At 37.1% G+C, this 12,088-nt stretch carries 16 protein-coding genes and 1 pseudogene; 13 read left to right on the forward strand and 4 right to left on the reverse strand.

Annotated elements, in window-relative coordinates; all coding sequences use genetic code 11:
- Positions 1-166 precede the first annotated feature (166 nt).
- Positions 167-850 carry a response regulator transcription factor gene (locus BR30_RS0101925; protein WP_026563500.1) on the forward strand — a complete coding sequence of 228 codons (684 nt, stop codon included), beginning with the start codon at positions 167-169 and terminating at the stop codon, positions 848-850.
- 35 nt (positions 851-885) lie between these two features.
- Positions 886-1,863: a F510_1955 family glycosylhydrolase gene (locus BR30_RS0101930; protein WP_051633425.1), complete on the forward strand. Its 978-nt coding sequence runs from the start codon at positions 886-888 to the stop codon at positions 1,861-1,863.
- Positions 1,864-1,883: 20 nt separating this feature from the next.
- On the opposite strand, the gene sigK is transcribed toward BR30_RS0101930, so the two are convergent.
- Positions 1,884-2,597: an RNA polymerase sporulation sigma factor SigK gene (gene sigK, locus BR30_RS0101935; protein ID WP_026563502.1), complete on the reverse strand. Its 714-nt coding sequence runs from the start codon at positions 2,595-2,597 to the stop codon at positions 1,884-1,886.
- A gap of 163 nt (positions 2,598-2,760) precedes the next feature.
- Positions 2,761-3,300: a CDP-diacylglycerol--serine O-phosphatidyltransferase gene (gene pssA / locus BR30_RS0101940; RefSeq protein WP_026563503.1), complete on the reverse strand. Its 540-nt coding sequence runs from the start codon at positions 3,298-3,300 to the stop codon at positions 2,761-2,763.
- Positions 3,301-3,428: 128 nt separating this feature from the next.
- Between pssA and BR30_RS0101945 the strand changes: the two genes are divergently transcribed.
- Positions 3,429-4,208, forward strand: a complete 780-nt coding sequence (locus BR30_RS0101945) for a phosphatidylserine decarboxylase (protein ID WP_026563504.1) — start codon at positions 3,429-3,431, stop codon at positions 4,206-4,208.
- A gap of 45 nt (positions 4,209-4,253) precedes the next feature.
- Here BR30_RS0101945 and BR30_RS35585 read toward each other — a convergent pair whose 3' ends face one another.
- Complete coding sequence (locus BR30_RS35585) at positions 4,254-4,394, reverse strand: sporulation histidine kinase inhibitor Sda (protein ID WP_081825323.1); 141 nt, start codon at positions 4,392-4,394, stop codon at positions 4,254-4,256.
- Positions 4,395-4,865: 471 nt separating this feature from the next.
- Between BR30_RS35585 and BR30_RS0101955 the strand changes: the two genes are divergently transcribed.
- The 8 genes from BR30_RS0101955 to BR30_RS0101990 are packed head-to-tail and all read left to right on the forward strand — an operon-like array spanning position 4,866 to position 9,915.
- The gene (locus BR30_RS0101955) at positions 4,866-5,381 is read left to right on the forward strand and encodes a YqeG family HAD IIIA-type phosphatase (RefSeq protein ID WP_026563506.1); all 516 of its coding nucleotides are present in this window, start codon (positions 4,866-4,868) and stop codon (positions 5,379-5,381) included.
- Between the two features lie 3 nt (positions 5,382-5,384).
- Complete coding sequence (gene yqeH / locus BR30_RS0101960; protein WP_026563507.1) at positions 5,385-6,491, forward strand: ribosome biogenesis GTPase YqeH; 1,107 nt, start codon at positions 5,385-5,387, stop codon at positions 6,489-6,491.
- A 32-nt stretch (positions 6,492-6,523) separates the two neighbouring features.
- On the forward strand, positions 6,524-7,363 hold the full coding sequence (gene aroE, locus BR30_RS0101965) for a shikimate dehydrogenase (protein WP_026563508.1): 840 nt from the start codon (positions 6,524-6,526) through the stop codon (positions 7,361-7,363).
- A complete protein-coding gene (gene yhbY / locus BR30_RS0101970) occupies positions 7,357-7,647 on the forward strand; it encodes a ribosome assembly RNA-binding protein YhbY (RefSeq protein WP_026563509.1) in 291 nt (96 codons plus the stop codon). Before aroE ends, yhbY begins: the two co-directional genes overlap by 7 nt.
- Positions 7,648-7,671: 24 nt before the next feature.
- On the forward strand, positions 7,672-8,241 hold the full coding sequence (locus tag BR30_RS0101975) for a nicotinate-nucleotide adenylyltransferase (RefSeq protein ID WP_026563510.1): 570 nt from the start codon (positions 7,672-7,674) through the stop codon (positions 8,239-8,241).
- A complete protein-coding gene (yqeK, locus tag BR30_RS0101980; RefSeq protein ID WP_026563511.1) occupies positions 8,231-8,797 on the forward strand; it encodes a bis(5'-nucleosyl)-tetraphosphatase (symmetrical) YqeK in 567 nt (188 codons plus the stop codon). Before BR30_RS0101975 ends, yqeK begins: the two co-directional genes overlap by 11 nt.
- A 3-nt stretch (positions 8,798-8,800) precedes the next feature.
- On the forward strand, positions 8,801-9,157 hold the full coding sequence (gene rsfS, locus BR30_RS0101985) for a ribosome silencing factor (RefSeq protein ID WP_026563512.1): 357 nt from the start codon (positions 8,801-8,803) through the stop codon (positions 9,155-9,157).
- Positions 9,154-9,915 (forward strand): class I SAM-dependent DNA methyltransferase, encoded by a 762-nt coding sequence (locus tag BR30_RS0101990; protein ID WP_026563513.1) that lies wholly within the window; start codon positions 9,154-9,156, stop codon positions 9,913-9,915. The genes rsfS and BR30_RS0101990 overlap by 4 nt, the downstream gene beginning before the upstream one ends.
- Positions 9,916-9,970: 55 nt before the next feature.
- Here BR30_RS0101990 and comER read toward each other — a convergent pair whose 3' ends face one another.
- Positions 9,971-10,795, reverse strand: a complete 825-nt coding sequence (gene comER, locus BR30_RS0101995; RefSeq protein WP_026563514.1) for a late competence protein ComER — start codon at positions 10,793-10,795, stop codon at positions 9,971-9,973.
- Between the two features lie 87 nt (positions 10,796-10,882).
- On the opposite strand from comER, the gene BR30_RS0102000 reads away from it, so the two are divergent.
- Entirely contained in the window at positions 10,883-11,524 is a 642-nt protein-coding gene (locus BR30_RS0102000; RefSeq protein ID WP_026563515.1) for a helix-hairpin-helix domain-containing protein, read from the forward strand.
- A gap of 74 nt (positions 11,525-11,598) precedes the next feature.
- A pseudogene (locus BR30_RS0102005) lies at positions 11,599-12,045 on the forward strand (ComE operon protein 2); the annotation flags it as partial.
- Positions 12,046-12,088 lie beyond the last annotated feature (43 nt).

Raw genomic sequence — 12,088 nt, forward strand, 5'->3', positions numbered from 1 at the left:
ATGTATTTACAATATTATTATATAAATATTTTTTGAAAAATTCTATACACTACGCTTTCCGAAGGATAGATCCAAAGCGTAGGAAATTACTATTATCTTCATATTTGTATTAGTTAGTATATAGTATAATTTAATTCTAGATTTCAATTTATGGGAGTGGAAGTTCGTGAAAAAAATACTACTCGTAGACGATGAACCAAGAATGTTAGATTTACTTTCCCTTTATCTAACTCCCAAGGGATATACCTGCATAAAAATGACCACTGCTCGTCAGGCCATTCATTTTTTGCAAGAAGAGAAGAAAGCTGAAATCATTTTGTTAGATGTAATGATGCCTGAAATGGATGGCTGGGAAGCATGTCAGGAAATTCGAAAAAACTGGGACATCCCGATCATCATGCTGACCGCACGAAGTGAAAAAAATGATATTGTAAAGGGTTTAAACATGGGTGCAGATGACTATATTTCAAAACCCTTTGATGAAGAAGAACTACTTGCTCGTATTGATGCCGTTTTAAGAAGAAAAACAGGTCATACAGGATTAATTGACTTTAAGGGTCTTGAATTGAACGAGGACTCTTTCAATGTTTCTTTCAATAATCAGCAAATACCTGTGACACCAAAAGAATTTGCTTTATTAGCACTTTTACTTAAAAATCAGAATAAAGTGTTTACCCGTGAACATTTATTGACAACAATCTGGGGTTATGCTGCTCAGGCAGAGGACCGGACGATTGATTCCCATGTTCGGAATTTACGAGATAAATTACGAAAAACAGGATTTCCCGTTGATGAATATTTGACAACCGTATGGGGACTGGGGTATAAGTGGATGGATAAGGATTCATAAATGAATACCTCATAGTTTAATATGGAGGGAAAAAAGTGAAGAAAACAATGAAAGTCTTTCTTGCAATGTTGACCGGAATCATGCTGCTAGTGGCCTCAGGTTGCCAAGATACAAGCCAAGAACAAAAGCAGCAGCCACAACCAGAAAAGAAAGAAAAAGTTACCTATGATATTATTCAAGCGAAATCATTAAAAGTAGACCAGATTCTTGGTATTGGTTATCCAGGAAATGATTTTGCTTTGTACGTTGCGACAGATAAGGGCTTAAAAATGTTTAACGGTTCAAATTGGTTTGAAACAACAACGAATCAACATGAATACTATAGTTTTCAAGCTGTAAGTACTGGTTTTATTACAAGCGGACACGCGCAAAAAGGATCGGGATTAAAGGACCCACTTGGTATTATTCAAAGTGTCAATAAAGGGCAAACTATCAGTAAATTATCCTTCTACGGTCAGTCGCTTTTTCATTTCATGGGCGCAAGTTATTCAGGAAAAGGTCTCTATGTCATTAAAGAAGAGCCCAAAGAAAAAACCTTAGGCCAAGGCCTGAACTACTCTAAGGATAATGGGAAGACGTGGAAAAAAAGTACATTAAATAATTTTAATGCGGATTCCTATGGGAGGATTGCCGTTCATCCAATAAATGGGGATATCATCGCGATGCCGACGCGGTCTGGTATTTACTATTCGACCGATAACGGAAATACGATGAAACAAATTACAAATCCATATATGGTAACATCACTTACATTTAGCGGAGATTCAGTTTTATTTTCAAGTGTGGAAAACAAGAAAATATTATTAAAAACGATTAATCCTGCAACTGGTGAACAAAAAAATATCGAGATTCCATTCCTTGATTATGAAAATCCAATAACTTATTTAGCAGTCAATCCTCAAGATCCAAAGCAAATAGCTTTCACCACCATAAATAATGATATATATGAATCGATAGATGGTGGAGTTAAATGGAATAATCCGATGCAGAATGGAAAAACAGAGCTGAAATAAACTTTCGGCTCTGTTTTTTGTTATTTTTTCTTTTTTTCTTTCTCAGCCCGATAAAATTCATGGAACATTTTCATTAAGGCGCGTTTTTCAATTCTAGAGACATAGCTTCTTGATATGCCCAATTCTTTCGCAATTTCTCGTTGTGTTTTTTCCTTTTGTAAGTCTAGTCCGAAGCGTCCGACAATTACTTCTTTTTCTCGGTCATCGAGAACTTCAATGTATTTCTTTACTTTCTCAAGTTCCATGTTCAACTGAATCGTATCAATCACATCTTCAGATTCTGATTTTAGTACATCGATTAATGATATTTCGTTTCCTTCCTTATCTTGACCAATCGGATCATGTAAGGACACATCTTTTTTTGTTTTTTTAAGGGCCCGTAAGTGCATCAAAATTTCGTTCTCGATACAACGTGCGGCATAGGTTGCTAACTTTGTTCCTTTTCCTTCTGAGTAACTCTCGATCGCCTTAATTAAACCAATTGTTCCAATCGAAATTAAATCTTCCGAGTCTTCCCCTGTGTTTTCGAATTTCTTGACTATATGCGCGACCAATCTCAAATTGTGTTCAATTAACATATTGCGCGCATGTGAATCCCCTTCTGCCATTAACCGAAGATATTTTCTTTCTTCTGCAGCAGATAGGGGTTGAGGAAAAGCATTATTTTTTACATAGGAGACAAGAAATAAAAATTCTTTCATTAAATATCCGAGAGCTGTTAAGATTCCTGACATCCGCATCTACCCCCGTCTTTTTTGGCCATTTCGCCTATTATTAATTCCTATGAAGGAAAAGGGAAATTGTGTCTGTCCATAAACTTTTTTATTTGAGAGACATTTTTTTTTGAAAATAAAAAAGCATCCATCGTTGGCGTGATGGATGCTTTAAGTTCAATTATTAGACTTTTTTCAGTTTAAATGGACTTACCATAAGGAATGATAGAATGATGGTTATAAATAAGAATGATTGCGATGGAATATAAGGTATGGCCAAATAGCTAAGAGTTGCCAAGCAACCTGCTGCGGTAATGGGTAAACCTGTAAAGTATCCATTGCTTTCCGATATATTGAACCGTGCTAATCTGAAGGCACCACAACCAATGTAGAAAACGGTGAAAAATGAACCCGGTCCGCCAAATTCATGTAAAATTCCTTGATATAGTAATAGTGCAGGTGCTACACCAAATGATATAATATCACTCATGGAATCTAACTGTTTTCCTAGTTCCGATTCGATATTAAACTTTCGGGCAACCATACCATCAAAACGATCTGCCAATGCCGCAATAAAAATTAACAGCAAGCTTAATCTTAGATTCCCATGAAGCCCGAATATGATTGCAAATCCGCCAAGTGATAAGTTTGTTAAGGTGAGTACATTAGCTGTTTGGGATTTAAGTTTTTTTATTGTTTGATCAAGTACGTCCAACAAAAACATGCTCCACATCACTCCTTTTTTTTAGCCAAAAGGGAAATCAAAATTGTTAATTTATTCTATAATATTTAATTTTAAGCGTTTTATGTCTTTTCGTAAAGAGTATTTTTACACTATTTGGGGGTAGTTCGATGATTCAAGGTCTTTATCGTTTCATGATTGAGTTAACAAATGGCAGGTGGACTTCAGTTATTTTAAGAAGTTTTGCTCGTTCACCTGTCAGTCGTTTTATGATACCATCCTTCGCCAAGATTTATCACTTAAACCTAGAAGAAATGGAGAAGGGCTTGTCTGACTATCCTACTCTTCATGATTTATTTGTTAGGACATTGAAAAAGGAAGCAAGAGTAATTGATAAAAACAAAGAAACCGTTGTTAGCCCTGTGGATGCAGTTATTGAAGATGTTGGCCCAATAAAAGAGGCAAGTGATATTCTTGTCAAAGGAAAGACGTATTCCATTGAAGAAATGCTCGGTGACCAAGAATTATTAGCCAAATATCTACATGGTACATATATGATCCTTTATTTAAGCCCAAGTCATTATCATCGTATTCACAGTCCTGTTAATGGAGTCGTCACCAAGCAATGGACACTTGGCTCTAAATCATATCCTGTCAATAAGCTGGGATTAAAATATGGGGTTCGAACGCTTGCCAAGAATTATCGGGTAATGACTGAAGTTAAAACAGATTACGGGCATGTAGCCATTGTTAAGGTTGGGGCAATGTTTGTTAATTCGATTGAAACCACCCACAAGGGGTCCGAATTAGAAAAGGGCGGAGAATTGGCTTACTTTAGTTTCGGTTCAACGGTTGTCTTGTTATTCGAAAAAGATATTTTTCAAATCGATTCAACCATTCATACCCCGAAAGACATTAAAGTCGGAGAGAAAATTGGAGTTTTTAAATAGTACGAAAGAAAAATGGGCAAAAAGAAAAGCCCAATTTGGGCCAGGTTATGAAGATATTTTTATTTTATGGTATAAGGAACGGCGGAGCATTTCTGACTCAATTAGTCCAATAAATTCAGGGCTTAGGTTTAATTCTCTTGCTTTAAAATATGATTCAATTAGTAATTCATCTGATAGTTTTCGCACAGCAAATTCCACCTCCGATTTGCAAATAAAGTGTTCTATTATAGGAATGATAAACATAAAATGGTATGTTCAATTGGTGTACCCTAAATCTACCAAATTTATTCCTATAGAACAATCGTTCCATTTATCCACATAATCTAGTGGATAACTTGTGATTATTTTGTTTATAAAATGATGAAAAGTGTATGATTCAATCGGTATAATGTTAATAACTTTATCCACAATATTTGGAAATGACGAAATATGTCGAAAAATATTTATATTTTTTTATCATCTTTATTGATTAATGCTCCAAGCAAGTGATTCTGCGGATGAAGACAGAGCAAAAAGTATTAATCATGTATTATCATGTTTTGTTGAATAATAAGTTTAAAACTTCTTTTAATCTTTGAAACAAAGGTTAAAATTGGTTATGATGGTACATGTGAAAAAATAATGAACGAATTTAGATGTCAATGAGGTGTAGGCTTAGTGTTAAAACAATTTTTACCGAATGAGCATGTCAAAAGCATTCTTGATATATCTCCTGAACAGTTAAGTGCCAAGGGAATTAAAGGGATTATTACGGATTTAGATAATACCTTAGTAGAGTGGGACCGTCCCTTTGCTACTCCTCAACTAATTAAGTGGTTTGAGGAAATTAAAAGACACAATATCCTCGTGACAATTGTATCTAATAATAATGAAGAACGAGTTAAAGCTTTTTCTGATCCTTTGAAAATTCCGTTTATTTTTAGGGCGAGGAAGCCTTTTGCAGTCGCTTTTCATAAAGCAATTTCACAGATGGGAATAAAAAAGGAAGAAGCTGTAGTAATTGGAGATCAGTTACTGACAGATGTACTTGGCGGAAACCGGGGTGGATTTCATACTATCCTGGTTGTCCCTGTTGCGCAAACGGATGGCTTTTGGACAAAATTTAACCGTTTTGCTGAAAGAAGAATTTTAAATTGGTTTCGAAAAAAAGGTATGCTTCAATGGGAGGATTAATTTGTGAGTGAACATCAATATATATGTATGGGTTGTGGAGTAAAAGTTCAAACCGAAAACCCAGAGGAACTAGGATATGCACCAACATCGGCTTTGGAAAAGGAAATGATTATCTGCCAGCGATGTTTTCGTCTTAAGCATTACAATGAAGTTCAAGATGTCAGCTTAACGGACGATGATTTCTTGAAAATATTAAATGAAATGGGTAAGTCAGATGCTTTAATTGTCATGATCGTCGATATTTTTGATTTTAATGGCAGCTGGCTCCCTGGATTACACCGTTTTGTTGGAAGCAATAAAGTGCTCCTTGTCGGAAACAAGGTAGATTTGTTACCCAAATCTGTGAAGCATAGCAAATTAATTCATTGGATGAAACATGAGGCAAAAGAACTCGGATTAAAGCCGGAAGATGTATTCCTTGTTAGTGCAGCGAAGGGGCTGTTTGTTCGAGAAACCGCGGCCGCAATTGATGAGCATCGAAACGGTAAAGACGTCTATGTCGTGGGTTGTACAAATGTTGGGAAATCTACGTTTATCAATCGAATTATTAAAGAGGTAACAGGTGAAACCGATGTAATTACCACCTCTCATTTTCCAGGAACGACATTGGATATTATCAAAATTCCGCTCGATGATGAAAAGTCATTAATTGATTCTCCTGGTATTATTAACCATCATCAAATGGCTCATTTTGTAGATAAGCAGGATTTAAAAATTATTACCCCTAAAAAGGAAATCAAGCCTAAGGTATTTCAATTAAACGAAGGGCAGACTTTGTTCTTCGGCGGGTTAGCTCGCTTTGATTATATTAGCGGCGGCCGTAGGTCATTTGTTTGTTATGTTTCCAATGAATTAAATATTCACAGAACTAAAATGGAGAATGCCGATGAGCTTTATCAAAAACATGTGGGGGAAATGTTAACTCCGCCTCGTATGCATCAAATCGATTCCTTTCCGGAACTTGTGAAACAGGAATTTATCATAAAAGAAGCAAAAACAGACATTGTATTCTCTGGGCTTGGATGGATTACTGTCAATGAGCCTGGCGCAAAGGTAGCTGCTTACGTTCCTAAAGGGGTGCAAGCATTAATTCGGAAATCCTTAATATAAATAGACAATGCTTAATGGGTGGGGGAATACTGGTGAAGAAATTATTTGCTGTTTTGGGGGATCCAATCGGACATTCAATGTCTCCGTTTATGCTTAATGATTTATTTTCCTTTTATAACATGGACTCCGTTTATTTACCATTTCATGTGAAGGCTGAGAATTTACACGATGCTGTCAAGGGTTTAAAGGCGGTGGGGGTCGGTGGATTTAATGTAACTGTCCCACATAAAAGCAACATTATTCCCTTTCTGGATGGTATAGATGAATTAGCGGTAAATATCGGAGCGGTCAATACGGTTGTGAATGAGAATGGTCAATTAATTGGCTATAACACAGATGGTCCTGGTTTTCTAAAAGGGTTAAATGCTATATTACCTAATTTAACAGGTCAAAAAGTTTTGATTATTGGAGCGGGCGGCGCAGCGAGAGCCATCTATTTTACATTGGCAAAGGAAAACACTCAGAGATTAGATATTGCAAATCGCACAATTGATAGGGCTATTAGACTAATCAATGATTGTCCATATTCCGTTGATTCTCGCGCGTGTTCATTTGAAGAAGCGGTTGAATCATTGGGGGAATATGATTTAGTTATTCAAACAACTTTGATCGGCATGTCCCCAAAAATTTATGAGCAGCCAATCGCTCTAAATAATTTAAGGAAACAGGCAGTCTTTTGTGATATCATATACAATCCACTTGAAACACAATTTTTAAAAGAAGCACGTCAAAATGGTGCAAGAATCCAAAACGGAATAGATATGTTTGTCTATCAAGGAGCCCTTGCTTTTGAAAAATGGACAGGTATATTCCCGGATGTAGAAAGAATGAGAGAAAATGTGTTAAAACAACTAGGAGGAAGAACATGTTAACAGGAAAGCAAAAAAGATTCTTACGTTCAAAGGCTCACCACTTAGATCCTATTTTTCAAGTAGGTAAAGGGGGAGTAAATGAAAATATGATTAAGCAAATTGCTGATGCACTCGAAGCAAGAGAGCTTTTTAAAATCAGCGTCTTGCAAAATTGTGAAGATGACAAAACCGTCGTTGCTGAGCAATTAGCAGAGGGTACAGGAGCAGAAATTGTGCAACTTATTGGGAACACGATAGTCCTCTATAAAGAGTCTGTAGAAAAGAAAACAATTAAGCTTCCATAATTGAATGTATAAGGAGACGAGCTCATGAAAAAGGTGGGGATATTGGGAGGAACCTTTGATCCTCCGCATTACGGACATCTTTTAATTGCAAATGAGGTTCTTTCCACCCTTCATCTAGATGAAATTTGGTTTATGCCAAATCAAGAGCCTCCACATAAGAAAAAATCGGAATCGATAACAAATGAAGACCGCCGGCAAATGCTTGAATTAGCCATCCAAGGAAATGATGCTTTTCGAGTCGAAACGATTGAGCTTCATAGAAAAGGCCCTTCTTATACAGTCGATACGATGAAAATGATTAATGCCCAGCATTCTGAACATCAATTTTTCTTTATTATTGGCGCGGATATGATAGAATACCTGCCAAAATGGCATAAAATTGACGAACTGACTAGACTGGTCCAATTTGTTGGAGTTGAAAGACCTGCATATAGCAGTCAAACCGATTACCCTGTCCTTTATGTAGATGTGCCTGCAATCGATGTATCATCAAGTATGATAAGAGATAGGGTAAAAAACAAACAGACCATTCGGTATCTATTGCCGGATTCGGTCATTCAATTTATCGAGGAGAAGCATTTGTATGGAACGTGAAGCAGCATTAGAGCTTGTTAAGAAACAATTAACCGACCATCGCTATCAGCATACCCTAGGAGTAATGGAGGCAGCAATCGTACTTGCACAGCAATATGGCGGTGATGCACAGAAAGCCGAATTAGCTGCCATTTTTCATGATTATGCAAAATTTCGGCCTAAAGAAGAAATGAAGGAAATTATCGCTAGTCAAGGATTTCCAGAGGATTTACTTCATTTCAATTCGGAATTGTGGCATGCCCCTGTTGGTAGGTACTTGGTGGAAAAGGAAGCGGGCATAAACGATCCAGAAGTGTTAGCTGCCATTCGCTTTCATACATCAGGAAGACCAGGAATGAGTCTTTTAGAGAAGATAATCTATTTGGCAGATTACATTGAACCAGGCCGTCATTTTCCAGGTGTGGAAGAAGTAAGAGAAATGGCGAAAGAAAACTTAGATAAAGCACTAATTATGGCTATCAAAAACACAATCAGTTTTTTATTAAAAAAGAATCAAACGGTTTACCCAGATACATTCTATACGTACAATGACCTAATCGAGAAACTGGAGGATTGATTCATGGATAATCATGAACTACTAAAAATAGCTGTAAAGGCTGCAGATGACAAACGAGCGGAAGATATTCTTGCATTAAATATGAAGGGAATTTCCCTAATTGCCGATTATTTTATCATTTGTCATGGTAATTCAGATAAACAAGTACAAGCAATTGCAAGGGAAATAAAAGAAAAAGCGCAAGAGCAAGGCTGTGAAGTAAAAAGAATTGAGGGTTTTGATGAAGCAAGATGGGTATTAATTGACCTTGGCGATGTCGTAGCCCATGTATTTCATCGTGACGAAAGAAGCTATTATAAGTTAGAGCGCTTATGGGGCGATGCACCAACTGAAGATATCCTTAGTGAGTTAAATACATGAGTTATCAACAATTCGCTTATCTTTATGATGAATTAATGAAGGATGCACCCTATGAGGAGTGGGTCGAGTTCGTTAAAGATAGGTGCGTAAAATATCAGGTTGAGGGCACTCGCTTACTTGACTTGGCATGTGGCACAGGTGAATTATCCGTCCGTTTAGCCCAAGACGGTTTTCAAGTAACGGGTGTCGATTTATCTGAGGATATGTTAGCTGTAGCCCAGGCTAAATCTGAGGAGACAGGGCTGCGAATTCCATTTTTTCAGCAGAATATGGCAGATTTGGAAGGTCAGGCGGAATTTGATGTCATTGGCATTTTATGTGACTCGTTAAATTATCTGCAAACTGAGGAAGAAGTTAGAGCAACTTTTTCAAACGTTTTTCAGCATTTGAGCAATCAGGGGATTTTCCTCTTTGATGTGCATTCCATTTATAAAATAGCTCATCTATTCATAAATCAAACATATGCTTCAAGTGAGGAATATGTTTCCTTTATTTGGAATAGCTTTGCTGGAAAAAGTCTAAATAGTGTCGAGCATGAGTTAAGTTTCTTTGTTTTGGACGAACAGACCGGTAAGTATGACCGCTTTGATGAACTTCATTTTCAACGTACATATACCATACAGCAATATTCAAACTGGTTGATCGAGGCCGGTTTTGAAGTGCTGGAAGTCAGTGCTGATTTTGAAAACTCAGACCCTCACTCACAATCAGAACGAATCTTTTTTGTAGCAAGAAAACATAAAGAAAGCCATCTATAAAAAAGATGGCTTTTTTATCATAATAAAAAAGGAATATTGTCAGTTCATGGCGAAATTAATAATTTGAGAATTGTGATTCCACTTTATCAAGGTCGTCTTTAAATTTTGCTTTTGTTGCCTGGAAGATATGTTCAAAAACATCCCCGAGTTCATTATCCAATACTTTTATTCCTTCACCTGTAATTCCGCCCTTAACACATACCTTATCTTGTAGTGACGGCAAGGTGTAATGCCCTTGCTTTAATAATTCACCTAGTCCGACAATCATTTCACTAGCCATCGTAGTTGCATCATTTTCATCAATTTCAGTCTCTTTAACTGCTGCATTAATGAAACTTTGGAGTAGATAACTGAAAAATGCAGGACCACAACTAACGATATCAGAGGCAGCCCTCGTTATTTTTTCGTTGATATGGACTGGCACTCCAATTTTAGTAATTAATTCTTCGATTTTCCTCTTCCATCGCTCACTGCAATTTTCTCCATAGGTAATCAGCGTTACCCCAGATAAGGCTCGATTCGTAATACTTGGAATTACCCTGGCGACTGAACAGGAAACCTTTTTTTCAATTTGGCTTGTACTGATAGGACTCGTTATCGTGATCACACATTTTTTTGGACTTAACCGTGGTTTAATTTCATGTAAAATTTTATATACATCTAATGGTTTGACACAAACAAATACCAAGTCGGACTCAGCAGCTACTTCTCCTGGATTTGCCCCAACCTTTATTTCTTTATATTTATCTTTAAGCAACAAGGCTTTTGATTTTGTCCTGTTGGTAATCATCATAGAAGCAGGGGAAATGGCTTTTCCTTCAATCAGGGCTTCTACCAACATGCTCCCCATATTTCCAGTACCGATAATACCTATATTCATTGTTCCGACCCTCCTCGCATGCAATTATTCTTTTATAACCATATGAAATCAGATAGTGAAATATACCTTTAGAAAGGAAGGATCAAAGTGAAAGACTGGTTGATTGAACACAAGATTTCTGTTTTGCTGGGGGCTTTATTAGCATTAGGTGGTATTTATTATTTTTATGTTAGTGATTCTGCAGCCACTTCACCCGTTAACACACTTAGTATAGAAGAAAAGGTTCAAGAGGATGAGAAAGAAAAAGGAAGTATCCAATCCGACAAACAACCTGAATTACCAGAAAAAATTATGGTCGATGTGAAAGGACAAATTAAACAGCCTGGAGTTTATCAAGCAAATACGGGTGAAAGAGTGATTGATGTTATTAGCCGGGCTGGTGGTTTAACGGACAAAGCAGACCAAGGCATGGTGAATTTTGCCGAACACGTCAAGGATGAAATGATCATTTACATACCTGCAAAGGGAGAGGAGGGGATTTCATCACCTATTACCTCACCGGGTAACCCAGCCTCGTCAGTTGGCAGTCAAAATGAAGCAAAAATTAACATTAATAAGGCAGATGAAACAGAACTGCAGAATCTTCCTGGCATCGGTCCAGCTAAGGCAGCGGCTATCATCGAATATAGGAATACAAGCGGCCCCTTCAAAACCGTTGAAGATTTAAAAAATATCAGCGGGATTGGGGACAAAACATTTGAAAAATTAAAGGATTTGATTGCTATATAAAAAATCTTTATTTGACCAAAAAGGACAAGCACTATTACACTTATAGTGAACCATCAAAAAAGGGAGTGGGAGAAGTGGAGAGAATTTCTTGGGATCAATATTTTATGGCACAAAGCCATTTGCTCGCACTTAGAAGCACATGTACCAGGTTGACAGTGGGTGCAACCATCGTTAGAGATAAACGAATTATTGCCGGGGGCTACAATGGTTCCATAGCGGGCGGTGACCATTGTATTGATAAGGGGTGTTTTGTGATTGACAATCATTGTGTCAGGACGGTCCATGCTGAAATGAATGCAATACTACAGTGTGCTAAATTTGGAGTTCCAACCGCTGACGCTGAAATTTATGTCACCCATTTCCCGTGTCTTCAATGCTGTAAAGCGCTTATTCAAGCAGGGATTAAAACGGTTTATTACGCGGAGGATTACAAAAATCATCCGTATGCAATCGACCTTTTTAAACAGGCAAACGTAACCATTGAAAAGGTTGCTCTAAACGAGTCCGTGATTGATTTACGAATGGTTAAACAATAATACTTCAAAAAATGGGCGCCGGTTATCT

The sequence above is a fragment of the Bacillus sp. UNC41MFS5 genome (assembly GCF_000686805.1).

Excerpts from the sequence above, each read along its gene's own strand:
- sigK (WP_026563502.1), bottom strand. The coding sequence starts at position 2,597 with ATGTCAGGAATCTTAACAGCTCTCGGATATTTAATGAAAGAATTTTTA.
- pssA (WP_026563503.1), bottom strand. The coding sequence starts at position 3,300 with ATGTTTTTGTTGGACGTACTTGATCAAACAATAAAAAAACTTAAATCC.
- BR30_RS0101945 (WP_026563504.1), top strand. The coding sequence starts at position 3,429 with ATGATTCAAGGTCTTTATCGTTTCATGATTGAGTTAACAAATGGCAGG.
- yhbY (WP_026563509.1), top strand. The coding sequence starts at position 7,357 with ATGTTAACAGGAAAGCAAAAAAGATTCTTACGTTCAAAGGCTCACCAC.
- BR30_RS0101975 (WP_026563510.1), top strand. The coding sequence starts at position 7,672 with ATGAAAAAGGTGGGGATATTGGGAGGAACCTTTGATCCTCCGCATTAC.
- yqeK (WP_026563511.1), top strand. The coding sequence starts at position 8,231 with ATGGAACGTGAAGCAGCATTAGAGCTTGTTAAGAAACAATTAACCGAC.
- rsfS (WP_026563512.1), top strand. The coding sequence starts at position 8,801 with ATGGATAATCATGAACTACTAAAAATAGCTGTAAAGGCTGCAGATGAC.
- BR30_RS0101990 (WP_026563513.1), top strand. The coding sequence starts at position 9,154 with ATGAGTTATCAACAATTCGCTTATCTTTATGATGAATTAATGAAGGAT.
- comER (WP_026563514.1), bottom strand. The coding sequence starts at position 10,795 with ATGAATATAGGTATTATCGGTACTGGAAATATGGGGAGCATGTTGGTA.